The organism is Phytobacter palmae (assembly GCF_039409775.1).
In the GTDB taxonomy this organism is placed as follows: domain Bacteria; phylum Pseudomonadota; class Gammaproteobacteria; order Enterobacterales; family Enterobacteriaceae; genus Phytobacter; species Phytobacter palmae.
On record NZ_JBCIVJ010000003.1, the window covers coordinates 192,379 to 216,324 of the forward strand.

General features: G+C 53.9%; 23 protein-coding genes and 1 pseudogene. 8 read left to right on the forward strand and 16 right to left on the reverse strand.

Going from position 1 to position 23,946, the window contains the following annotated elements:
* The first annotated feature begins 6 nt into the window (after positions 1–6).
* The gene (locus AAIG39_RS06110) at positions 7–465 is read left to right on the forward strand and encodes a YehR family lipoprotein (protein WP_090085459.1); all 459 of its coding nucleotides are present in this window, start codon (positions 7–9) and stop codon (positions 463–465) included.
* 41 nt (positions 466–506) lie between these two features.
* Here AAIG39_RS06110 and AAIG39_RS06115 read toward each other — a convergent pair whose 3' ends face one another.
* From AAIG39_RS06115 to AAIG39_RS06125, 3 genes are read right to left on the reverse strand one after another with little or no spacing between them, the layout of a single operon-like run.
* Positions 507–983 carry a YehS family protein gene (locus tag AAIG39_RS06115; RefSeq protein WP_047369574.1) on the reverse strand — a complete coding sequence of 159 codons (477 nt, stop codon included), beginning with the start codon at positions 981–983 and terminating at the stop codon, positions 507–509.
* A 47-nt stretch (positions 984–1,030) separates the two neighbouring features.
* The gene (gene btsR / locus AAIG39_RS06120) at positions 1,031–1,750 is read right to left on the reverse strand and encodes a two-component system response regulator BtsR (protein WP_090085457.1); all 720 of its coding nucleotides are present in this window, start codon (positions 1,748–1,750) and stop codon (positions 1,031–1,033) included.
* The gene (locus AAIG39_RS06125) at positions 1,744–3,432 is read right to left on the reverse strand and encodes a sensor histidine kinase (protein WP_090085455.1); all 1,689 of its coding nucleotides are present in this window, start codon (positions 3,430–3,432) and stop codon (positions 1,744–1,746) included. The genes btsR and AAIG39_RS06125 overlap by 7 nt, the downstream gene beginning before the upstream one ends.
* A gap of 220 nt (positions 3,433–3,652) precedes the next feature.
* On the opposite strand from AAIG39_RS06125, the gene mlrA reads away from it, so the two are divergent.
* The gene (gene mlrA / locus AAIG39_RS06130) at positions 3,653–4,384 is read left to right on the forward strand and encodes an HTH-type transcriptional regulator MlrA (RefSeq protein WP_090085453.1); all 732 of its coding nucleotides are present in this window, start codon (positions 3,653–3,655) and stop codon (positions 4,382–4,384) included.
* A gap of 58 nt (positions 4,385–4,442) precedes the next feature.
* Positions 4,443–4,556: a protein YohO gene (locus AAIG39_RS06135; RefSeq protein WP_075203650.1), complete on the forward strand. Its 114-nt coding sequence runs from the start codon at positions 4,443–4,445 to the stop codon at positions 4,554–4,556.
* Here AAIG39_RS06135 and AAIG39_RS06140 read toward each other — a convergent pair.
* The 5 genes from AAIG39_RS06140 to bglX all read right to left on the reverse strand — a co-directional run bounded on the left by AAIG39_RS06140 (position 4,531) and on the right by bglX (position 10,737).
* Entirely contained in the window at positions 4,531–5,268 is a 738-nt protein-coding gene (locus AAIG39_RS06140) for an ABC transporter permease (RefSeq protein ID WP_090085451.1), read from the reverse strand. The two genes, AAIG39_RS06135 and AAIG39_RS06140, sit on opposite strands and share 26 nt — an antisense overlap.
* Positions 5,252–6,199: an ABC transporter ATP-binding protein gene (locus AAIG39_RS06145; protein WP_343193418.1), complete on the reverse strand. Its 948-nt coding sequence runs from the start codon at positions 6,197–6,199 to the stop codon at positions 5,252–5,254. Before AAIG39_RS06145 ends, AAIG39_RS06140 begins: the two co-directional genes overlap by 17 nt.
* Positions 6,196–7,350 carry an ABC transporter permease gene (locus AAIG39_RS06150; RefSeq protein ID WP_343193419.1) on the reverse strand — a complete coding sequence of 385 codons (1,155 nt, stop codon included), beginning with the start codon at positions 7,348–7,350 and terminating at the stop codon, positions 6,196–6,198. Before AAIG39_RS06150 ends, AAIG39_RS06145 begins: the two co-directional genes overlap by 4 nt.
* A gap of 2 nt (positions 7,351–7,352) precedes the next feature.
* Complete coding sequence (gene osmF, locus AAIG39_RS06155) at positions 7,353–8,264, reverse strand: glycine betaine ABC transporter substrate-binding protein OsmF (protein WP_090085446.1); 912 nt, start codon at positions 8,262–8,264, stop codon at positions 7,353–7,355.
* A 175-nt stretch (positions 8,265–8,439) separates the two neighbouring features.
* Entirely contained in the window at positions 8,440–10,737 is a 2,298-nt protein-coding gene (gene bglX / locus AAIG39_RS06160) for a beta-glucosidase BglX (RefSeq protein ID WP_249569172.1), read from the reverse strand.
* Between the two features lie 174 nt (positions 10,738–10,911).
* Here bglX and dld point away from each other — a divergent pair.
* Positions 10,912–12,617: pseudogene (gene dld / locus AAIG39_RS06165) on the forward strand (D-lactate dehydrogenase).
* Positions 12,618–12,754: 137 nt separating this feature from the next.
* Positions 12,755–13,309 (forward strand): GNAT family N-acetyltransferase, encoded by a 555-nt coding sequence (locus AAIG39_RS06170; protein ID WP_090085441.1) that lies wholly within the window; start codon positions 12,755–12,757, stop codon positions 13,307–13,309.
* On the opposite strand, the gene pbpG is transcribed toward AAIG39_RS06170, so the two are convergent.
* Together pbpG and AAIG39_RS06180 are read right to left on the reverse strand one after the other, a co-directional pair.
* Positions 13,310–14,248, reverse strand: a complete 939-nt coding sequence (gene pbpG, locus AAIG39_RS06175) for a D-alanyl-D-alanine endopeptidase (RefSeq protein WP_090085439.1) — start codon at positions 14,246–14,248, stop codon at positions 13,310–13,312.
* Positions 14,249–14,419: 171 nt separating this feature from the next.
* The gene (locus AAIG39_RS06180; protein ID WP_090085437.1) at positions 14,420–15,007 is read right to left on the reverse strand and encodes a Yip1 family protein; all 588 of its coding nucleotides are present in this window, start codon (positions 15,005–15,007) and stop codon (positions 14,420–14,422) included.
* 179 nt (positions 15,008–15,186) lie between these two features.
* On the opposite strand from AAIG39_RS06180, the gene AAIG39_RS06185 reads away from it, so the two are divergent.
* On the forward strand, positions 15,187–15,768 hold the full coding sequence (locus AAIG39_RS06185) for a DedA family protein (protein ID WP_090085435.1): 582 nt from the start codon (positions 15,187–15,189) through the stop codon (positions 15,766–15,768).
* Here the strand turns inward: AAIG39_RS06185 and AAIG39_RS06190 are convergent, their stop codons facing one another.
* Positions 15,769–16,542, reverse strand: a complete 774-nt coding sequence (locus tag AAIG39_RS06190) for an SDR family oxidoreductase (protein WP_343193420.1) — start codon at positions 16,540–16,542, stop codon at positions 15,769–15,771.
* Between the two features lie 109 nt (positions 16,543–16,651).
* On the opposite strand from AAIG39_RS06190, the gene AAIG39_RS25795 reads away from it, so the two are divergent.
* The gene (locus tag AAIG39_RS25795; protein ID WP_090085588.1) at positions 16,652–16,735 is read left to right on the forward strand and encodes a small membrane protein YohP; all 84 of its coding nucleotides are present in this window, start codon (positions 16,652–16,654) and stop codon (positions 16,733–16,735) included.
* A 55-nt stretch (positions 16,736–16,790) separates the two neighbouring features.
* Here AAIG39_RS25795 and AAIG39_RS06195 read toward each other — a convergent pair whose 3' ends face one another.
* The 5 genes from AAIG39_RS06195 to AAIG39_RS06215 all read right to left on the reverse strand — a co-directional run bounded on the left by AAIG39_RS06195 (position 16,791) and on the right by AAIG39_RS06215 (position 22,861).
* Positions 16,791–18,185 carry a glycoside hydrolase family 1 protein gene (locus AAIG39_RS06195; protein ID WP_090085432.1) on the reverse strand — a complete coding sequence of 465 codons (1,395 nt, stop codon included), beginning with the start codon at positions 18,183–18,185 and terminating at the stop codon, positions 16,791–16,793.
* Between the two features lie 15 nt (positions 18,186–18,200).
* Entirely contained in the window at positions 18,201–20,060 is a 1,860-nt protein-coding gene (gene bglF, locus AAIG39_RS06200) for a PTS beta-glucoside transporter subunit IIABC (protein ID WP_343193421.1), read from the reverse strand.
* A 254-nt stretch (positions 20,061–20,314) separates the two neighbouring features.
* On the reverse strand, positions 20,315–21,148 hold the full coding sequence (gene bglG / locus AAIG39_RS06205) for a transcriptional antiterminator BglG (protein ID WP_249569177.1): 834 nt from the start codon (positions 21,146–21,148) through the stop codon (positions 20,315–20,317).
* Positions 21,149–21,300: 152 nt separating this feature from the next.
* The gene (gene dusC / locus AAIG39_RS06210; protein WP_090085427.1) at positions 21,301–22,239 is read right to left on the reverse strand and encodes a tRNA dihydrouridine(16) synthase DusC; all 939 of its coding nucleotides are present in this window, start codon (positions 22,237–22,239) and stop codon (positions 21,301–21,303) included.
* Positions 22,240–22,318: 79 nt separating this feature from the next.
* Positions 22,319–22,861, reverse strand: coding sequence for a GNAT family N-acetyltransferase (locus AAIG39_RS06215; RefSeq protein ID WP_343193422.1), 543 nt, complete (start codon positions 22,859–22,861; stop codon positions 22,319–22,321).
* 95 nt (positions 22,862–22,956) lie between these two features.
* Between AAIG39_RS06215 and AAIG39_RS06220 the strand changes: the two genes are divergently transcribed.
* Positions 22,957–23,853 carry a LysR family transcriptional regulator gene (locus AAIG39_RS06220; RefSeq protein WP_090085423.1) on the forward strand — a complete coding sequence of 299 codons (897 nt, stop codon included), beginning with the start codon at positions 22,957–22,959 and terminating at the stop codon, positions 23,851–23,853.
* Positions 23,854–23,946: the final 93 nt, after the last annotated feature.

The following is a 23,946-nucleotide window of genomic DNA, read 5'->3' on the forward strand; positions in this document are numbered from 1 at the left end:
GGCTTTATGAATATGTTTAAAAAAATGATCGCCATCGCACTGACTACTCTGGTCTTATTTGTTGTTAGCGGCTGTGGTGACAAAGAACAGAGTAAGACATTTAACTGGACGGATGGCAAAACCGAAATATCGCTGACTTATTACTATAAAGATGATGTGGTCTTACGTCAGACGGCAAAGAATAAGATTCAGTACGCCAGCCTGGGGGCAGCAAATAAAGAGGCTGCTATGCAGCGCCTGGGGCCGATCAGCGAGAAATACAAATCGATTCAGGGCGTAACGGAAAGTATAGATTATCAGGACACTTACGCGACAGAAACCTTGACCGTCGATTACACCAAAGTCGATCGTGATGCACTGCAGAAAGTACAGGGTGCGGCGTTCACCGGTGATGTGAAAGATGGCGTCAGCATGACGAAATCACAACAGCTTCTGGAAGCGCATGGTTTTAAAGAAGTGAAATGATAAACGTGCCAGCGCGCGATCCTCACGCGCTGGCATAGCCTTTACTTAGCGGCAGCCTTCGCGTGTTCACGTACCGCCAGTCCACGCAGGAAATAACGTAAGAACTGATCGCCGCATTCACGGAAATTTTTATGTTCAGTCGCCCGCATCATGGCGGTAATCTCCGGCATGGAGACGCGGAATTTCTGCTCAGTGAGGATCGCCAGAATATCGTCTGTTTTCAGCGAAAACGCGATGCGTAATTTTTTAAGGATGATGTTGTTTGTCATCTTACGCTCGGTCACCAGCGCAGGCTGAGACTCATCTTTGCCGCGGCGCTCATAAATCAGGCCATTGAGGAAGACAGACATCATAATGTCGGGGCAGCGCTGAAAGCCCTCCTCATCTTCTTTGTGCAACCAGCCGACAAGCTGCTCGTCGCTCACCGGGGCGTCAGCCAGCGCAAACACACGCTTGAGGTCGCCGTTATTCATTTTCAGTGCGTAGCGTAAGCTACGTAAGATATCGTTATTGAGCATAAAGCCTTCGAAAAAATCATCGTAAGCGCGCAGTCTACCATCAAAAGCTACAACCCCAGCGCTTCTTTTAGGTTCTTAAGATAACGGCGGCTAACCGGCACGGTTTGTCCGTCGCGCAACAGCAATTCAGCCTGACCATTATCTTCCAGACGAATCTCTTTCAGATGCGCCATATTTACCAGATATTGCCGGTGACAGCGCAGCAGCGGCGTACGGCTCTCCAGCGTGCGCAGGGTCAGCTCGGTGAACCCCTCTTTGCCGTCGTGGCTGGTAACATAGACACCGCTCAAGCGGCTACTCACAAAAGCAACCTCATCCATTTGCAGCAGATAAATGCGGCTATGCCCGGTACAGGGAATAAATTTTAGCGAAGCCTGATTTTCCGGCAGCACCGACACATCCTGCACATTACGCTCCTGACGCAACCGGGTGAGGGTTTTCTCCAGACGGCGCGCCTCAATCGGTTTGAGCAGATAGTCAAAGGCGTGTTCTTCAAACGCTTTCACCGCGTATTCGTCGAAAGCAGTAAGAAAAACCACATACGGCCGATGTTCCGGGTCGAGCATCCCCACCATCTCCAGCCCGCTAATGCGCGGCATCTGGATATCAAGAAACAGCACATCAGGGCGCAATTTATGCACCGCGCCAATACCCTCAACGGCGTTAGCGCATTCGCCCACAATCTCAATGTCGCTCTCTTCCTGCAGTAAAATACGCAGATTCTCCCGCGCCAATGGTTCATCATCAACAATCAGCACTTTTAACATGCGCTTTCCTCCAGCGGGAGTCGTAGGGTAATTCGGGTAAAGATATCCGGCTCACAGGCAACCGAAATCCCGCATCCATCGCCAAAACGCGCCCGTAGACGCTTATCCACAAGACTCATCCCTAAACCACTGGCATCTGTTTTGGGTTGATACAGCCCGGCATTATCTTCAATATCCAGTACCAGATGGTCACCGTCCTGGCTGGCATTAATCGTGATTTCCCCCACTCCAAGCAGTTGCGATGTGCCATGTTTGATGGCGTTTTCAACAATGGGTTGCAGGGTAAACGCCGGCAAATGGAGATGCGAAAGTGCATCCGGCACGTGCAGTTGTACCTGTAACCGGGACTGGAAACGCGCCTTTTCAATTTGCAGATACGCATTAACATGTTCAAGCTCATCGGCGAGGGTGACGATTTCCGACGGTCGCTTAAGGTTTTTACGAAAGAATGTCGACAGATATTGCACCAGCAGACCGGCCTGATCGCTGTCACGGCGAATCACTGCCATCAGCGTATTCAGCGCATTGAAGAGAAAGTGAGGATTGACCTGGGCATGCAGTAATTTGATTTCCGACTGGGTCAGTAGCGCCTTTTGCCGTTCATACTGTCCGGCAAGAATTTGTGCCGACAGCAACTGTGCAATCCCCTCACCCAGGGTGCGGTTAATGGAACTAAAGAGCCGGTTTTTCGCTTCATATAATTTGATGGTGCCCACAACGCGCTGGTTTTCCCCACGCAGAGGGATCACCAGCGTTGAACCCAGCTTGCACTGTGGATGCAGCGAGCAGCGGTACGGTACCTCATTACCATCGGCATACACCACTTCGCCACTTTCGATGGCTTTTTGCGTCCAGACGGACGAAATAGGCCTGCCAGGCAGATGATGGTCGTCCCCAGCACCGGTAAACGCCAGTAACTTCTCGCGATCGGTAATCGCCACCGCGCCAATATCCAGCTCCTTATAGAGCACCTGGGCGACCTTCATGCTGTTTTCTTCGTTAAAACCCTGGCGCAAGATCCCTTCGGTGGATGCGGCGACTTTGAGCGCAGTGGCAGAAAACGCCGAGGTGTACTTTTCAAACATGGCCCGTTTGTCGAGCAGAATACGCATAAACAGCGCCGCGCCTACGGTATTGGTCACCATCATCGGGGCCGCAATACTTTGTACCAGATGCAGCGCGCTCTCATAAGGTCGGGCGATAAGCAGGATGATCAGCATCTGCGTCAATTCCGCTACGCAGGTAATGGCCCCGGCGGTGAGCGGATTAAAAACCTGATCCGGGCGGCCACGCTTGATCAGAATACTGTGCACCAGCCCGCCGAGCAGCCCTTCCACAATAGTGGAAATCATACAGCTCAGCGCGGTCATCCCGCCCATTGAATAACGGTGTAATCCGCCGGTTAAGCCCACCAGCCCGCCAACCAGCGGGCCACCGAGCAGGCCGCCCATCACCGCGCCAATTGCCCGCGTATTGGCAATAGAATCTTCGATATGCAAACCGAAGTAGGTACCCATGATGCAGAAAATAGAAAAGGTGACGTAGCAGAGCAGTTTATGCGGCAGACGTACCGTGACCTGCATCAGCGGAATAAAAAGACGTGTTTTGCTCATCAGCCAGGCGATAACCAAAAACACACACATTTGCTGGAGCAGCAGCAACACCAGATTAAATTCGTACATACCCGCAGCACCGCGTTGACTGAAAGCGCGTACCTTACATGGAGTCGCGAAGAGATTCTTTGAGGGGTTCCAAAAAAATGTTAATTCGTGCTCATTATCACAATCCTGAACACATAATGATACGAAAGGGACACATTTAGAACATTAAACAAACAATTCATCCTGGTTTAAGTAAGAACGGCTAAAGTTAAAGTGGGGGATTTCTTGCAAAGGTGAAATCATGGCGCTTTACACGATTGGTGAAGTGGCGATGTTATGCGATATCAATCCCGTGACTTTGCGGGCATGGCAGCGACGCTATGGATTGTTCAAACCGCAGCGTACGGAAGGCGGTCACCGGTTGTTTACCGACGCCGACATCGACCGAATCCGCGAGATAAAACGCTGGATTGATAACGGGGTCCAGGTCAGCAAAGTACAGACCCTGCTCAATAATGAACCTGAGAATGAACGCAATGGCTGGCGCGCACAGCAGGAAGTGATATTGCAGATTCTGCAAAGCGGCAACCTGCAACGACTGCGTCTGTGGATCAAAGAGCGCGGCCACGACTACCCGGCAGAAACCCTGATAACGCGCCTGTTTATCCCTCTTCGCCGCCGCCTGCAATCCCAGCAGCCCGCTCTCACCGTGATGCTCAGCCTGCTGGACGGGGTATTGATTAACTATATTTGCGGCTGCCTGAATACCGCACGCAAGAAAAACGGGCGTGACGCGCTGGTTGTCGGCTGGAATGTGCAGGATACGACCCGGCTATGGCTGGAGGGGTGGATGGCGAGCCAGCAGGGCTGGCGGGTCGACGTGCTGGCGCACTCGTTGAGTTATCTGCGCCCGGAGATGTTTGAAGGGCAGACCTTACTGGTATGGTGCGGCGAGGCCCCTTCATCGTCACAGCAAAAACAGATGCATGAATGGCAGCAAAGCGGACATGCCATTTTTCCCCTTGGCATTTAATGGTTCATTAACAGCACCGCTTCCTCGTATAATACTTTTCTTAACAAAGGAGCGAAAAATGAACCTGTCCAAACTTACCGTCATTGCGATTTTTCTGCTGATGGCGATCGGCGGCATCGGCGGCGTGATGCTTGCAGGCTATTCCTTTATTGTTCGTGGCGGTGCAGGCTGAATAACCGGGCCAGACGCTCGAACCCTCTGTCGACAATAATCGCGGCCAGAGCAACCAGAACAGCCCCCTGCACGACATAAGCCGTATTAAACCCGCTCAAACCGATGATGATCGGCGAACCCAGCGTGCTGGCGCCGACCGTTGACGCAATGGTCGCCGTACCGATGTTAATGATAACGGAAGTGCGAACACCGGCGATAATGACCGGTGCGGCCAGTGGCAGTTCGACTCTGAAAAGTTGCTGCATACTGCTCATTCCCATCCCTTTTGCCACGCTGTGTACGCTCTCCGGCACGGCCGCAATGCCCGCCAGCGTGCCCTGCAATATCGGCAATACGCCGTAGAGGATCAGCGCGATAATGGCAGGCTCGCGGCCAAATCCCATTACCGGTACCGCAATGGCCAGTACGGCTACAGGCGGAAAGGTCTGTCCTACTGCGGCGATGGTCTCCACCAGTGGGCGAAATTCACGGCCCCAGGGTCGCGTTACTAAAATCCCCGCCCCCAGCCCAATGACGATCGCCAGCAGACTCGACACCCCTACCAGCCAGAAATGGGCGAGTGTCAGGGTGACAAAACTTTCCTGCTGATAGACCGGTCGCGGTAACTGGGGAAAAAGCGTACCAAAGAGTGCGCCGCTGTATGGCATCGCCACCAACAACGCGACAAACACGACGATAAGCCAGAGCAGCGGGTCACGCAGATGTCTCACTCAATACCTCCGTTCTGAGCAGGTCGCGAAAATGCAGCGTACCGCAGGGCACACCTTGCGCATCGGCAACCGGGAGCACTTCACTCTGGCGGGCGACAAACAGCGATAAGGCTTCGCGTAACGTCATATCATCGCGCAGTGGTTCTCCCGCCACCGTTTCGCCCGCCCGCATCCAGGCGCTGACATGGCGCAACGAAAGCAAACGAACGCCCAGCTCGCTGCGGCCAAAAAAGTCGCGGACAAACGGGGTTGCCGGGCGCGTCAGCATATCCAGCGGTGTCCCCTGCTGCACAATCGCCCCACTGTCCATCAATACCAGATGATCCGCCAGCTGTAGCGCTTCATCGATGTCGTGAGTGACCAGTACAATGGTACGGCCCAGCAGACGGTGAATCCGTATCATCTCCTGCTGGAGCGCACCACGCGTGACCGGGTCCAGCGCGCCGAAAGGTTCATCCATCAGTAATACCTCCGGGTCAGCCGCAAGCGCGCGGGCCACACCAACGCGCTGCTGCTGTCCGCCGGAAAGCTGATGGGGAAAACGGTCGCGCAGACTTTCATCCAGCCCCAGTAAAGCCATCAGTTCATCCACCCGCGCGGCAATTTTCCCGCGTGACCATTTTTGCAATTGCAACACGGTGGCGATATTGTGCGCCACCGTCCAGTGCGGGAACAGGCCTATCGACTGAATGGCGTAGCCCATCCGTCGACGCAGTTCGAGTACCGGCAGACGCCGAATATCCTCACCTGCAAACTGGATGGTGCCCTCATCGTGTTCCACCAGCCGGTTGATCATTTTCAGGGTAGTGGACTTCCCGGAGCCTGATGTACCAATCAACACGGAAAACGCGCCGGTTTTACATTCAAGATTCAGATCGCTGACCGCCTGTTGGCCGGCGAAAGATTTGCTGACATGCCTGAATTCAATCATGGCTGTTTTACCTCCAGCAGCGCGATACCCAGAGCAAACAGTGCGTCCACGACCACTGCGAGAGTAATAACCGGGATCACACCCAATAACACAAGATCCAGTGCGCTACTTAAAAGCCCCTGAAACACCAGTGCGCCAAAGCCACCTGCACCAATCAGTGCCGCAATCACCGCCATGCCCACAGTTTGTACCGTCACCACCCGCAGACTACGTAGCAAAATGGGTAACGCCAGCGGCAGACGGATATGTAAAAAACGCTGACGGGCGCTCATGCCCATCCCTTTGGCGCTTTCCAGTACATCGACCGGTACCTGATTTAAGCCTGCCACCACGCCACGCACCAGCGGTAGCAACGCATAAAGCACCAGCGCAATCAGCGCAGGTGTGATTCCGGTCCCCGCCACGCCGAGCGATCCCAGCCAGGGAAAATGCGCCACCAGACCCGCCAGCGGCGCGATCAACAGGCCAAAAAGCGCAACGGAAGGCACGGTCTGAATCACATTCAGTATGGCAAATACGGGTTGCTGGCGAGCGGGATGGCGATAACACCACAGACCGATCCCCAGCCCCAGCACCAGCGCCGGGAGCAACGTGCCGAACAACAGTTTCAGATGTTGGGCCAGCGCATCGTTAAAGACATCCTGCCGATTGGCGTACTCCTTAAGCAAAGAGAGCGAGTCCAGTTGCCCACTGAGCAGCAGCCACAGGGGCAGAAGCCAGATTTGCGCATGCAACAGCCAGCGCCAGACCGGGTTAACGGTTAGCCGCCGGATAGCATCACTGCTGGCGAGTAACGACAGCGCCAGCCACAGCCATAAGCCACTGCCAGGAGAGGTACGGGCGAGCGCACTGCCTGACTGCGCCAGATCGCTGGCCGCCCTGCCCGCGCACCAGACTAAAGCACAAAAAGACGCTTCGCTAAGCAGTAGCGCAGCCAGACTGGCAAGCCGCCCCGGAAGAAAGCTCAAAAACAGGAGCCCCGCAGGGAAAAGCAGTCCCCAGGCGGCAAATGCGGGCCAGACCTGCCAGATTGCACGACTCTCCCCGGAGACCAGGCGGTTAGCGGCGTAATTCACGAAGGGTAGTGCCGTTGCCGCCAGCGCCAGTAACACCAGCAGCAACAACACGCGGTTATGACAACGTAGCTCCACGTTTATTTAATCAGTCCCTTTTCTTTCAGGTAGTCGGCGGCCACTTTTTTGGCGTCGAGACCTTCCACTGCAATACTGGCATTCAGTTTCTGCAGCGTTTTTTCATCCAGGCTGGCAAATACCGGCTTTAGCCACTCATCCAGTTGCGGATAGGCTTTCAGCACTGCTTCGCGTACAACCGGCGCAGGCGCATAAATCGGCTGAACACCTTTCGGGTCGGTCAGCGTTTGTAGCCCCAGCGCTGCTACCGGTCCATCTGTACCGTAAGCCATGGCTGCATTCACACCCGATGTTTGTTGTGCGGCAGCTTTGATGGTCACGGCCGTATCGCCCCCCGCCAGCGACAGCAACTGCTGCTGGTTGAGCTTGAAGTTGTAGGCTTTTTCGAAGGCTGGCAAGGCATCGGTGCGCTCGATAAACTCGGCGGAAGCTGCAAGTTTAAAAGTACCGCCCTCTTTCAGATAGCGACTGAGATCCTCAAGGGAGACCAGCTTGTTTTTCTGCGCAACATCCTGGCGTACTGCGATAGTCCAGGTGTTATTGGCAGGCGCAGGCGTCAGCCACACCAGTTTATTTTTCTGCGCATCAAGCTTTTTGACTTTGTCATAGCCTTGTTGCGCATTCTTCCACGCCGGATCGTTCTCTTCTTTAAAGAAAAACGCGCCATTGCCGGTATATTCCGGGTAGATATCCAGTTCACCTGAGGTTATCGCACCGCGCACCACCGGGGTGGTACCCAACTGGACTTTGTTGACGGTTTTCACGCCATGGCTTTCCAGTACCTGCAAAATGATATTGCCCAGCAGAGCGCCTTCGGTATCAATCTTGGAGCCCACCTTAACCGGCTCAGCCGCCTGTGCGCCTGCGGCCAGCATCAACAACCCTGCTGCGCTCCATTGCGAAAGTAATTTCATGCTCGTTCCCCATTGTTTTTGTGGTATCTGGAATTCTGGCTGTGCAAAAAGCGTAGTTGAGAATTAGCCTGGAATAAATCAGTCATTCAGATTTTGATGTTTCTGATTAGACGAAGCGGTTATAACGCGAAGGGTTTAAAGATGAAAGGCCGCTAAAAAGCGGCCTTTGGGGGGGTTATTTGAGGGTAAATTCGCCCTGTTTCACCCGGGCTGAATCCAGACCGATAAAGACATTGAATTTGCCAGGCTCTGCATCGTATTTCATACGTTGATTCCAGAATTTAAGCGCCTCGATATCTATCGGGAAGCTGACAGTTCTGGTTTCACCGGCTTTGAGATCCACTTTTTCGAAGCCGCGCAATTGCTCAACCGGGCGACTCATGGAAGCCGTCACATCCTGCAGGTACATCTGAACAACCGTTGCACCGTCGCGTTTGCCGGTGTTAGTGACATCGACACTGGCCGTCACTTTGCCGTCGCGGGTCATCGTCGGCGCCGACATTTTCACATCGGAGACGGTAAACGTGGTGTAGCTCAGGCCGTAGCCAAACGGATAAAGCGGACCATTGGCCTCGTCGAAGTAGCGTGACGTGTACTTGTTCGGTTTATCGGCATTATACGGACGCCCTGTGTTCAGGTGGCTGTAGTAGACCGGGATCTGCCCGACAGAACGCGGGAAGGACATTGGCAGCTTGCCGGACGGGTTGTAATCACCAAACAGTACATCGGCAATGGCATTACCACCCTCAGTACCGGCAAACCAGGTCTCCAGAATGGCATCTGCCTGCTGATCCTCTTTCACCAGCGCCAGGGGACGGCCATTCATCAGCACCAGCACCAGGGGTTTACCCGTCGCTTTCAGCGCGGCAATCAGGTCACGCTGGCTTTGCGGGATGGTCAGATCCGTACGGCTTGACGCTTCATGCGCCATCCCCTGAGCCTCACCGACGACTGCCACGACGACATCAGATTTCTTCGCCGCTGTAACGGCTTCATCAATCATCTCCTGCGGGCTGCGTTTGTCCTGCACTACGGCTGGCTCATACAAATTGAGGAAATCGACAATGCCTTTATCGTCGGTGATATTCGAACCACGCGCATACAGAACAGTACCTTTCGGCCCCACTGCGTTGCGAATCCCCGTCAGCACGGTCACGGATTGCCCCGCCACGCCAGCGGCTGACCAGCTTCCCATCATGTCACGCTTGCTATCCGCCAGCGCACCGACCACCGCAATAGTCGCATCTTTTTTCAGCGGCAGCGTGTCGAGACGGTTTTTCAGCAGGACCAGACTTTCGCGCGCCACTTCCCGTGCTTCTTTGCGATGCAGACGGCTTTCCGCATTGGTATCTTTCGGATCGGAATCTTTCGGCCCCAGGTGACTGTATGGGTCGTTGAACAGTCCCATGTCATATTTCACGTTCAGCACGTGGCGGGTCGCATCGTCGAGTTCCGCCATAGTGACCTTACCGGATTTGATAAGCCCCGGCAGGTACTTGCTGTAGTATTCGTCGCTCATGCTCATGTTGATACCGGCTTTGAGCGCCACGCGTACCGCATCTTCAGGGTCGGCGGCCACGCCGTGTTTGATCAACTCTTTGATTGCGCCATGGTCAGAAACGGTGATGCCTTTAAAGCCCCACTCATCGCGCAGAACATCTTTAAGCAGCCAGGAATCGGAGGTTGCCGGCGTACCGTTGAGGGAGTTCAGCGCCACCATTACCGCACCGCTGCCTGCATCCAGCCCGGCTTTGTACGGCGGCATATAGTCGTTGAACAGACGCTGCGGGCTCATATCCACGGTGTTATATTCTTTGCCCCCTTCAACTGCGCCATAAGCGGCGAAGTGCTTGACGCTGGTCATGACCGAATAGCGATCCGCCGGGCTTTTGCCCTGCATGGATTTCACCATCGCGCGGCCCATTTCCGTGGTGAGGTAGGTATCTTCGCCAAAGCCTTCGGAGCCACGTCCCCAGCGCGGGTCGCGGGAAACATCCACCATCGGCGCCCAGGTCATGTTCAGGCCATCATCCGCCGCTTCGTACGCGGAAACGCGTCCGACAGTTTTTACTGCATCAAGATTGAAACTGGAGGCCAGCCCCAGGCTAATCGGGAAGACGGTCCGCTGACCATGGACCACATCGTAGGCAAAAAACAGGGGAATTTTCAGGCGGCTAAGCTGCATGACCTGATCCTGCATAGCGCGGATATCCGGGCGGGTCACGGTATTAAAGATGGCGCCGACCTGGTTTTTGGCAATCATGTCACGGATGGCTTCTTTCGGATTGTCCGGCCCGACGCTAATCAGTCGCAGTTGGCCAATTTTTTCATCCACCGTCATTTTTTTTAGTAATTCAGTGACAAACGCATCCCTTGCTTGCGGCGTCAGAGGATGGTTACCAAACATCTCTTCCGCCATCACCGGTTGCAGCGCAAGGCTTACGGCGACACCTACCGAACATAGCCATTTCATGTCGTTCACTCTCTCGTTTATACAGCCGCTCACGGGCCTGACCATGAAAAAAACGCAGTGTGCCATAATCGTAGTCTGGCTTGCAGAGTTATTCTCTGATTTTTCTGAGAATTCCTCACTTTCAGACACTATGCTTTAAAGCGAGAATGCTGTTTCACCACCAGGGAGAGGAAAATGTCTTCTACAACTTCCCAACGCCATGTCGCTTTTATCCGTGAACTCGAACGCCTCGCAGGCGCTTCACATGTCCTGACCGACCCGGCCAAAACTGCACGCTACCGTAAGGGTTTTCGTTCCGGGCAGGGTGATGCGCTTGCCGTCGTCTTTCCCGGCACACTGCTTGAATTATGGCGTGTACTTAGCGCCTGCGTGAGCGCCGATAAAATCATTCTGATGCAGGCGGCTAACACTGGCCTGACCGAAGGTTCAACGCCAAACGGTAACGACTATGACCGCGACATTATTATCATCAGCACTTTGCGGCTCGATAAACTGCATCTGATCGATAACGGCGCGCAGGTGCTGGCTTACCCGGGCACAACCCTTTATTCGCTGGAAAAAGCGTTAAAACCGCTTGGCCGGGAGCCGCATTCGGTCATCGGTTCATCCTGTATCGGGGCATCGGTCATCGGCGGGATTTGCAATAACTCCGGCGGCGCGCTGGTGCAGCGCGGTCCGGCATACACCGAAATGTCCCTGTATGCGCGGATTGACGAAACGGGAAAATTACAGTTAGTCAATCACTTAGGCATTGATCTTGGCAACACGCCGGAGCAAATTTTAAGCAAACTGGATGACGAACGGGTGACCGATGCCGATGTGCGCCACGACGGACGTCACGGGCACGATCTGGATTATGTCACCCGCGTGCGCGATGTGGATGCGGATACGCCGGCACGTTACAACGCCGACCCGGACCGTCTGTTTGAATCCTCCGGCTGTGCCGGGAAACTGGCGGTTTTCGCCGTACGACTGGACACCTTCATCGCCCCAACGCGTCAGCAGGTGTTTTATATCGGTACAAACCAGCCGGAGGTACTGAGCGCGCTTCGCCGCCATATTCTTAGCGAGTTCACCCACCTGCCGGTGGCGGGAGAATATATGCATCGCGATATTTACGATATCGCTGAGCGCTACGGTAAAGATACGTTTCTGATGATCGACAAACTCGGCACCGACAAAATGCCCTTCTTTTTTACCCTGAAAGGCCGCACCGATGCCCTGCTGGCAAAAGCTTCTGTATTCAAGCCACACTTTACCGACCGGGCAATGCAAAAGCTGGGGCATCTGTTCCCCTCTCACCTGCCGCCAAGAATGAAAAGCTGGCGGGATAAATATGAACACCATCTGCTTTTGAAAATGTCGGGGGACGGTATCGCCGAGGCACAACGCTGGCTGGCGGAATATTTTAAGACGGCAGAAGGCGGGTTCTTCGCCTGTACCACAGAGGAAGGGAATAAAGCTTTCCTTCACCGTTTCGCCGCAGCGGGGGCCGCGATTCGCTATCAGGCGGTACATGCTGATGAAGTTGAAGATATTCTGGCTCTGGATATTGCCCTGCGCCGCAATGACAACGACTGGTTCGAACACCTGCCGCCGGAGATCGACAGTCAGTTGACCTGGAAGCTCTATTACGGCCATTTCTTCTGCCATGTTTTCCATCAGGATTATATTGTGAAGAAAGGCGTTGATACACACGCGCTTAAAGAACAGATGCTTGAATTATTGCGCCAGCGCGGCGCGCAATATCCTGCTGAACACAACGTTGGACATCTGTATGAAGCGCCCGCGCATTTAAAAGTTTTTACCTGGAAAACGACCCAACTAACAGCATGAACCCTGGCATTGGGAAAACAAGCAAGAGAAAAAACTGGCAATAAGCTATTGACTCAGTACTTCGTCATTGTCTAACTGAGAGATATGTTTAAGCCAGGCTGTATTGTGCTCTTCATTCGTACTAAAGTAGCAGGCCAGAGAAACGTTTCTCTGGCCTGCTACATTGAGGAGTCACTCCATCATGTCTGCCGTTGATGTCCTGTCCGAAAACGCACTCGTGGTGCGTGATGCCACTGTCGATGATGTTCATGCGATCTCATCTCTCTATGCCTGGCATGTGCTACATGGCCGCGCCTCTTTCGAAGAAGTGCCGCCCACTATCGACGAAATGCGCCAGCGTATGCACAAAATCGCCAGTGACGGGCTTCCCTGGATGGTAGCGCTCTATCACGGCATCGTGGTGGGGTATTGCTATGCGAGCCCTTATCGTCCGCGCCAGGCCTACCGCTACACCCTGGAAGAGTCTATCTACGTTGACGCCAGTATGACCGGACGTGGTATTGGCAGCATGCTGATGGATGCGTTGATTGCGCGCTGTGAAGAAGGACCGTGGCGGCAAATGATCGCGGTGATTGGCGATGGGCAAAATAATGCCGGATCGCTGCGCTTACATAAAAAACACGGCTTCGAAATTGTCGGGCAGCTACGTAGCGTGGGCTACAAGAAAGGTGACTGGCGGGATACGGTTATAATGCAGCGCCCACTCAACGATGGGGACTGGACGCTGCCGGAATAATTAGTCGTTTTGCGCGGTTTGCGCGCCATGGTTTTCTACCATCTGCGCCGCTTTCTGACGTTTGTAGCTTAATGCAGAAGCAGGTACAGGTTGCGCTTTCCCGGTTTCAATCCAGGTCCGTAAACGGCTGGCATCCGCAAAGTGGGTATACTTCCCGAAAGCATCCATGACCACCAGTGCCACCGGCTTATTGTTAATGACGGTGCGCATCACCAGGCAGTGACCGGCCGCATTGGTAAAACCGGTTTTGGTCAGTTGAATATTCCAGTTATCGCGATACACAAGATGGTTGGTATTACGAAACGGCAGCGTATACGCCGGATTACTGAACGTCGCCATATCTTCCCGCGTAGTGCTCAACTGGCCCAGCAGCGGATACTGTTTCGTGGCCATCAGCAGTTTAATCAGGTCGCTCGCCGTGGAAACGTTGCTGGTAGATAAGCCCGTAGGTTCAACATAACGGGTATGAGTCATGCCCAGCGCCTTCGCTTTCGCATTCATCGCACGAATAAACGCGTCATATCCGCCTGGATAATGGTGGGCAAGGCTTGCCGCCGCACGGTTTTCTGAGGACATCAGCGCCAGCAGCAGCATATCTTTGCGACTGATTTCACTGTTCAGGCGTACGCGGGAGTAGATCCCTTTCATTTCCGGCGTATGGCTGATATCCACTTTTATTTTTTCATCCAGCGGCAGATGGGCATCAAGCACCACCATCGCCGTCATCAGCTTAGTGATAGAGGCGATAGGACGCACCAGATCAGGGTGGCTGGAATAGATAACCTGATTGGTTTGTAAATCGACAATCATCGCGCTACCGGAGGCGATTTCAGGTTGTGCGGACGCCGTTGCCGCAGCAGTTTTTGCCAGCGCCTGCGGTGCGACGGGCACGGCAAACATAAGCGCGAGGCTTAATAAAGAAACTCGGATTTTCAGCATGGTGTGACTTCTGATGATTATTCATGCACGTGATTACGCACACCGCATCTGTTTAGGAAATGAATAACAGAAGCTGGCCCTGGCATAATAGCCGCCACGCCCGCATGTCGCCACACAAGATTCATTGCAGAAGATTGCGTTGCTGGTACTTCAACCAGCAACGCAACGCGATTAGAACAGACGGTAGCCGTAACCCCAAAGAATGACCGTAAGCGCCAGCAGTACTTCAAGTACCAGCACCCCAATTGCCAGTGTTGAGCTGGAAAAACTCAACCCCTCCTCTCTGTTGATATTGAGGAAGGTAGGTATTCCCACATAGAGCAGATAACCGGTATAGAAGAGTGCTACGGTACCCACCAGCGCGCACAGCCAGACCAGTGGATAAAGCGCCACAATACCGCTTAAAAAGAGCGGCGTTGCGACATAGCCGGCGAACACCATACAGCGCGCCAGAGAGGGACGCTGCGGGTAGCTTCTTGCCATCCACCAGATGACACGGCCCATTACCGCCACACCGGCGAGCATCAACGCATAGAAGATAACGGCCAGATAAAACGCGGTAAACCAGTTCAACTGAACCACGCTCTCTTCGCCAAAATTCCAGCCTATTTGAGTCGTGCCGATAAAAGCACAGATAACGGGTATCGCCGCCATGATAAGTACATGGTGGGTGTAGTGATGCGAAACGGTTTCGTTTTCACCCTTTATGACCTGCATTTCACGATCGGGATGGGAAAAAAGTCCCCAGACATGGTTCATAACGCCCCCTTGCTGAATGCCCGAATACAGACACTCTAAGTATAAGTCACTCTGCTGGTTATTTTGTGTTCAGCTCAAAAAATACGTAGCGACATCGGGAATAGCGAAACCACGGTTATCTGCGCATTCAATTCATAGGGTGTATGCTTATGGGGTTTAACGGGAGAATTGTTGGACCTATGGATATGAATCATCTTATCAGTCAGTACGGCTATGCCGCGCTGGTTGTTGGTAGTATCGCTGAGGGGGAAACTATCACCCTGCTGGGTGGCGTTGCCGCGCATCAGGGACTGCTTAAGTTTCCGCTGGTGGTTATGGCCGTTGCGTTGGGTGGGATGACTGGAGACCAGTTGCTCTATTTGCTGGGGCGCCGATATGGCATGAAGATCCTGCAACGTTTTTCCCGCCACCAGGACAAAATTCATCAGGCGCAACGCATGATCAATCGCCGCCCGTGGTTGTTTGTCATCGGTACGCGTTTCATGTACGGCTTTCGTATTATTGGGCCGCTACTCATTGGTGCCAGCCATCTGCCCCCGAAAATCTTCCTGCCCCTGAATATTTTTGGCGCCGTCGTCTGGGCGTTAATTTTCTCGACATTAGGTTATCTGGGTGGGGAAGTTATCGGGCCATGGCTGCATCAATTTGACCACCACCTCAAAAAGCTGATTTGGCTGGTGCTGGCCGTGGTAGTGGTCTTTTCCGTGCGCTGGTGGCTGCGGCATCGGCAAAAAAAACGCCGCACCCCACCGTCAGACTAGTTAATGATGGCTGGCGTTAAACTGCGGATTCGCCAGCATAAAGCCGCCGTCGACAATGAACGACTGCCCGGTGGTATAGCTGGCATCCTCAGAACAGAGCCAGGCCACCAGACTTGCGATCTCCTGCGTTTTACCGGGCCTTGCCAGAGGAATGATGGGCATAGAGCCCGGTTTGGCATCATCATCGCTCATGTTATTCATTGGCGTCGCAATCGCACCGGGCGCGACCGCATTAACAAGTATGTTGTAACTAACAAGTTCCAGCGCCATGGATTTGGTTAATCCGCCCAGGGCATGTTTCGCTGCCGTATAGGCGCAGGCATCGGGCAAAGGCGTGTGTTCATGCACAGAGGTGATATTCACAATACGTCCCCCCTCCCCCTGCTTCACCATATGACGCGCGGCAATTTGTGAACATAACAGCGCCCCTTCGACATCCACAGTAAAAATCTTCCGCCACTCTTCCAGACTGACATCCAAAAACGGTGCTTTGGTCATCGCTCCGGCATTATTTATGAGAGCATCAACTCGCCCAAACTCGTTAATCAGCGTCCCGATGGCCTGGGCGCCGTCAGGCAGATGGCTTAAATCGAGCTGGATGGTACGCGCCTGTCTGCCGAGCGCCTCCACCTGTTGCGCAGTATCGCGCGCACCGCTGTCATCCGAGTGCCAGGTGATACCAATATCGAACCCTTTTTCCGCCAGCATTAGCGCGCAGGCTTTACCAATACCTGAATCCGCAGCGGTCACAATAGCGACTTTCTGTATGGTCATATTCCCCTCCGGTCATGAGGCCAAACCTTCAGTATAGAGAAAACGCATATTTCTGAACGATTGCTACACTTTGCGGTGAGTAAAACGCATCAAGGGAGAGAAACGAATGTTGAAGGTATTGCTGTGGGTTATTTTGATTATCTTTTTGATTGGGCTGTTGGTGGTCACCGGCGTGTTTAAGATGATCTTCTAAAAACCGCCCCTCACCTCCGTGGAAGTGAGGGGCTATTTCGAATGACAGCCGCCGCTTACCGCGTCAACGATGCGCCTTTGCTGGCGATGACATCCTTATACCACCAGAAGCTTTTTTTACGGCTTCGGGCCAGCGTACCGTTTCCGGCATCGTCACGGTCAACGTAGATAAATCCATAACGTTTAGAAATCTCCGCTTTCGATGCGCTCACCAGATCAATTGGCCCCCAACTGGTGTACCCCATGATCTCCACCCCGTCTTCGATGGCTTCGCGTACCTGTATCAGATGATCATTGAGGTAGCTGATGCGGTAATCATCATTGATAGTGCCATCGGCCTGGGGTTTGTCTTTCGCGCCCAGTCCGTTTTCCACGATAAAGAGCGGCTTCTGCCAGCGATCCCACATGACATTGAGGAGCGTGCGCAGGCCAATCGGGTCAATCTGCCAGCCCCACTCCGAGCTTGCCAGGTGCGGGTTTGGCACCATACTGAGAATGTTGCCGCGCGCTTTCTGGTTCAGCTCTTCGTCGGTGGTGACACAGCCGGTCATATAGTAGCTAAACGAGATAAAGTCGATGGTGGTGCGCAGCGCGTCACGATCCGCATCGGTGATCTCCAGGTTGATGCCGTTTTCACGGAAGAAACGCCGCATATATCCCGGATATTCGCCACGGCACTGCACGTCACCAAAGAACTGCCAGGTACGGTTTTGTTGCAGGGTTTCCAGCACGTCTTCCGGTTTGCAGCTCAGCGGATACATCAGGCCGCCGAGGATCATATTGCCGATTTTGGCATCCGGAATAATGTCGTGGCAGGCTCTTACCGCCAGCGCGCTCGCCACCAGCTGATGGTGGATGGCCTGAAAGATCTCACCTTTACTGCTGTTTCCCGGAAGACCCACCCCCGTCATCGGCGCATGCAGCGACATATTAATCTCGTTAAAAGTCAGCCACAGTTTCACCTTGTTTTTATAACGTTCAAACACCGTGCGGGCATAACGCTCAAAGAAGGCAATGGTCTGACGGCTGCCCCAGCCGCCATAACCCTTCACCAGCCCCCATGGCATTTCGTAATGGGATAACGTCACCAGCGGCGTCATCCCTTTACTGATCATCTCGTCAAACAGTTTGTCGTAAAACGCCAGCCCCGCTTCGTTGGGCGTGGTTTCATCACCATTGGGGAAAATACGCGTCCAGGCGATGGAGACACGCAGACAGCTAAAGCCCATTTCAGCAAACAGGGCGATATCTTCCGGGTAGCGGTGATAGAAATCGATAGCGATATCTTTCAGGCTGCTGTCGCCCGCCACTCGCTCTACCACGTCACCGAACACGCCTTTGGGTTGCACGTCAGAGGTGGAAAGGCCTTTGCCGTCTTCCAGATAAGCGCCTTCCACCTGGTTTGCAGCGATAGCGCCGCCCCATAAGAAGTCATTCGGGAATGTATTCATTGATATCTCCTTTGATTAACGATTGACGGCCAGCAGCGGCATACCGGATTCCACCGATGTCGATGCCACGGTCGTCACAGCGCGATAGTCGTCACTGTTACTGATGATGATGGGCGTTGCCAGATCGTATCCGGCCGAGAGGATCGCATCGCGATCAAACTCCAGCAGTAAATCGCCAGGCTGTACTTTATCGCCAACGCTGACATGCGCGGTAAAGGGCTTGCCGTCCAGCCTGACGGTATCGATTCCCACATGAATGAGCACCTCAATACCGCTATCGCTTAATAAACCGATGGCGTGTTTGGTCTGGAACAGCGAGGCTACTTCACCGGCAAAGGGTGCAATCACTTTATTGTCCGAAGGGATAATCGCAGCCCCCTGCCCCAGCAGCCCGGCGGCAAAGGTGCTGTCCGGTACCTGCTCCAGCGCCAGGACAGTACCCGTCATCGGGGAGAGGATGTCATTTTCACCCGGCACAACGGCAATCGGTTTTGCCACCACCGCCGTTTTCGGCATTCCCGCCACAAAGGTCAGAATGCACGCCAGCACCAGTGAAACAATCGATCCCAGGATCCCGCCCCATAAGGTGGCATCCACTCCACCCGGCGGGATCATCTGCGCCAGAGTAAAGACATTCGCAAAGCCAAACGAGTAGACGTGACTGTTGCTAAAGCCAACGATCGCTCCGCCAATAGCCCCGGAAAGGCAGCCAAAAATAAACGGACGGCGCAACGGTAGCGTCAGACCATAGACCGCTGGTTCAGTAATACCGAAGATACCCGCAGTGGCCGCCGAACCGGCCAATATTTTCTGGCGTGGGTCACGGGTACGCAGGAAAATCCCCAGTACCGCCCCCACCTGGCCCAGTACCGCAGGCAGCAAAATGGGCAGCATCGTATCCTGGCCGAACACGGTCAGGTTATTGATCATCAGCGGCACCAGCCCCCAGTGCAGGCCGAAAATCACGCACACCTGCCACAGCGCACCCAACGCAGCGCCAGCAAGCCAGGGCGCAAAGACATAAATGGCCTGATAGCCGTGCGCCAGCCCCTGGCTAAGCAAGGTCGCCATCGGGCCAATCACCAGAAAAGTCAGCGGCACGATCACCGCAATACAGATCAGCGGGCCAAAAAAGTTCTTTACCGCCGGATGCAGGAACTTATTGCACTGTTTTTCCAGCCAGCAGCTTGCCCAGGCGGCAATGATGACAGGAATAACCGAACCACTGTAGTTGATAAAGGTAATCGGGATGCCCAGGAAGGTTTCGCTTATCGCCCCGGGTGCCTGACTTACTTCGAACGCTTTGATCATAAGCGGGTGGGTTAATGCCCCCCCAATCGCGAGCGTCACAAAAGCGTTACCGCCAAATTTCTTACCGGCGGTGTAACCAAGTATCAGGGGGAAGAAGAAGAACAGCGCATCGCTGGCGGCAAACCAGATTTGATATGTTCCGCTGTTGGTTGTCAGCCAGCCGCAAACCACGGCAAGCGCCAGGAGCCCTTTCAGGATCCCGGAGGCCGCCATGATGCCAATAAAAGGGGTAAAAATACCGGAAATGGTGTCGATTACCCGCCCAAAAAGAGAGATTTTCTCCCCCTGAGCTGGCTCTGTAACCGGTGTGTCATCCGTGAGCCCGGCTTCATCACGCACCGCCTGCCAGACGTCATGAACGTGGTTACCGACCACCACCTGAAACTGCCCCCCGCTTTCTACGACCATAATGATGCCAGGGTTGGCTTTCAGCCCTGCGGCATCTGCTTTCTTGTTATCTTTGAGCTTAAAGCGTAACCGGGTGGCGCAGTGCACCAGACTGGTAATGTTCTCCTTGCCCCCGACGTGGCTGAGAATATCTTTCGCCAGCGCTTGATATTCCATGCTTTTTCCTTACTTCTTATGCCCGAAGGCTATGACTGAGATAAAAAAAAACCTGAGTCCAGCACCTCGCGGGCCGGGCTCAGGTTTTGCCTGCGAGATGCAGTAACAATCCTGTTTTACACTTCATTCTTTACGTTGCAGGTGCATTGGTAGCCTTGCTCATCCCCGGAACTGACTTAACTACGCTCCCGGGTCTCTGCTGCATCGCCGCCCTCCTGCAAGGAGGATAATGTTGTGTAACTCTTCGCTCTCTTTCAGCGTTTGTCTTTTCGTACACGCTCAATATGAATCGCAAGGAACATAATTTCTTCGGTAGTGAGGTTCCGCTGATAGTTTTGTTCCAGATGGCGAGCCACTTTCTCCGCACAACGCCAGGCGCTGGCATAATTCTCTTTAACGGCCTGGTGCAGTGACAAATCATCATCCTCGACCACCGTGCGCGTTAACATCCGCTGCGAGAAAAATTTCAGGTGCGTGACAAAACGATGGTAGCTGAGCGACTCTTCGTTATAGTCGAGTTTCAACTGGTATTTCACAATATGCAGGATCTCCTGCATTACTTTGGTGATATGCATAACATCCGGCATATCACTGTTAAGCTGCGCGGTGACCAGATGCAGCGCAATAAACCCGGCTTCATCTTCTGGTAATTCCACGCCCAGGCGTTTTGCGATGATCGCCCGCGCCTCTTGTCCAATCTGGAACTCTTTGGGATAGAGACGGCGTATCTCCCACAAGAGAACGTTACGAATCACCTGTCCTGTTTTCAGCCGTTCAATGGCAAAAAAACAGTGGTCTGTCAGGGTGATATACAGGCTCTCCTGCAATTTTCCCAGTCGGCTGCGCGCCAGTTCAATAATGCGATCGCAGGCGGTCATCACCTCAAGCGGGATCTGATTGAGCAGTTCACTTAAGCGCCTGACCAGTTCGTCACTTTGCAGGGCAAAAATCTTTTCGATTTTGCTCTCATCCAGCTCATCGCCGGTACGTTTCTGGAACGCGAGCCCCCGGCCCATGACGACCTGCTCGCGTTGTTGTTCATCCAGCACGACCACCACATTATTATTAAGTATTTTGGCGATTTTCATCCGAACCCCAGAAACAAAAAAACCTGACTTCCGGCAAATGCCAGAACATCAGGTTTAGCCTGCTTATGCAGTAACAATCCGTGGGAAACTCTATCAGGTTGCTTCATTCACTCAATCAATGCCACGCAAAAACGTGACTATGATCGCAGAGTTTACGCTTTTAGCGCCTGAATCGCGCGGGCAATATCCGGCGAGCTTTTAAGAGTACGAATCTGCTCAAACAGCGTGATCGCTTCGACGTACTCTTTGCGCAGATAACCCAGCCACTGTTTGATCCGCGCCACGTGATACATTCCGGTATCGCCCTGCTTTTCCAGCCGCGTGTATTTTTGCAGTAGCGCGACAACCTCGCTCCAGGGCATACGCGGCGCATTTTCTTTCACTACCCGGCTCAGGTTAGGTACGTTCAGCGCGCCACGACCAATCATTACCGCATCGCAGCCGGTCACCGCCATGCAGTCCTGAGCGCTCTGCCAGTCCCAAATCTCGCCATTTGCGACAACCGGAATGCTAAGACGCTGGCGAATCTCACCAATGGCCTGCCAGTTAATACGTTCTGCTTTATAGCCGTCTTCTTTTGTGCGCCCGTGAACCACCAGTTCAGAAGCCCCGGCCTGCTGAACGGCATCGGCAATTTCAAACTGCCGCTCACCGCTATCCCACCCCAGACGCACTTTTACCGTCACCGGCAGGTGAGCGGGTACGGCTTCGCGCATGGCTTTTGCCCCGCGATAAATTAACTCGGGGTCTTTGAGCAGCGTTGCCCCACCGCCGCTGCCATTTACCAGCTTCGACGGGCAGCCGCAGTTGAGATCGACGCCCCAGGAACCTAATTCCACCGCGCGAGCCGCATTTTCCGCCAGCCACTCGGGGTATTGCCCCAGCAACTGCACACGCACCAGGGTGCCGGAGGGGGTGCGACTTTGATGATGCAGTTCAGGGCAGATGCGGTAGAACGATTTTGCCGGCAACAGCTGGTCAACCACGCGCACAAACTCGGTGATACAGTGATCGTAGTCGTTGACCTCGGTCAGCAGCTCGCGCACCAGCGAATCGAGCACACCTTCCATCGGCGCCAGTAATACACGCATACATTGCCCCTGAAAAAATGAGGCGACATAGTAGCGCCTCTGACACAGGGAGAAAAGAGTGTTTCAAAACACGACGGCATCAGGCCGAGCGTGGGTAAACATCCGCCACCGGCAGGGTCGAGCCTCCCTCGCCCAGGGTGCGCTGCATAATGACAATATCCAGCCAGCGACCATGTTTGAAACCGACATTGTTCAACGTTCCTGTTTGGGTAAAACCTGCCCGCTGATGCAGGCGCAGCGACCCCACATTTTCGCTGTTGCCAACAACGGCAATGAGCTGGCGATAGCCGTGGTTTTCTGCCCATTCTATGGCTTTCGCCAGCAACGCTTTGCCTGCGCCACGCTGGCGAAATCGCTCATCTATGTAGATAGAATCCTCCAGTGTGTAGCGGTAGGCATAACGCGTGCGATAGTGTGAGAGGTAGCAATAGCCCTTGACGATCCCCTCTTCGAGGATGACAAACCACGGCAACCCGGCAGTGCGAGTCTTAGTCAAACGCGCCAGCATTTCGTCTCTGTCAGGCGCGGTGGTCTCAAATGAGGCACTGCCATTCACCACGTGCCAGGCGTATATTTGCTGCATTGCGCTAATATGTTGTTCTTCTGCTTCGATAATTTCCATTGTCCGGCTCCTGCTCAGGTGTGTTGACAGGCTAGCCGGATCGCATAAGTACAGACACAGTGCTGCGCTTATTACCCGTATAAGGAAAACTTTGGATGGCACACCTCAGTCTCGATCAATTGACGACCTACAGGCTGGTCATCGGCCGGGGCAGCTTTACTGCTGCAGCCGAAGCGCTGGGGATCTCCCAGCCTGCGGTCAGTTTGCAGATGCGCCAGCTGGAGACCGCTTTGCAAACCCGCCTGATTGAGCGTACTGGTCGTGGCGTTCGTCCGACACCGGCAGGGCTGACGTTACTGGCGCACTGCGAAGAAATTGAAAAAGCCGTGAGTGCAGCGGTGCAATCTGTCGCCATGCACAAGCTCGATATCAGCGGCACGGTTACCCTTGGCACTGGCGCCACGGTGTGTATTCATTTATTGCCAGCCATATTGCAACAGTTGCGTAAAGACTACCCTCAACTGTCGGTCGGCGTCAGAACCGGCAATACGCAGGACATTGTTCGGGGTGTTGAGGAGAACAGTATCGACATAGGACTGGTTACCCTGCCCGCAACCAGCAGAAACCTGGACGTAACGCCGGTCATGGTCGATGAATTCGTCACCATCACGGCAAAACCGCCCGAGGGCGAATCTGGCGCAGAGACGGAGCAACTACCACTGATCGTTTTTGCATCCGGAAGTAGCACACGACAACTTATTGACGGCTGGTTTCAGCGTGCCGGTAAGAGTACCTCGCCAGTGATGGAACTTGGCAGTATTGAGGCGATAAAACGGATGGTACGCGCCGGGCTCGGTTATAGCATTGTGCCGCGGATGTCAGTCACCCAGGCCGAAGATTGCGCAGGCTTAATTATTCAGCCGCTGGTTCCTGCGCTGCACCGCACGCTTGGGTTGATTATGCGCCAGGATAAAGTCGTAAACCGCGCAATGCGCGAAGTGATCCACAGCATCCAGGCGATACCCACCGCACAGAGTAAAGGCAGTGCGTAATTCGCGAACAACAATCTTGTGGTAATGCCCGACGTTCCGGAATGGAATGTTTGGTATGCTCAGAATTCATGATGTGATCGGTAGCACATTTCC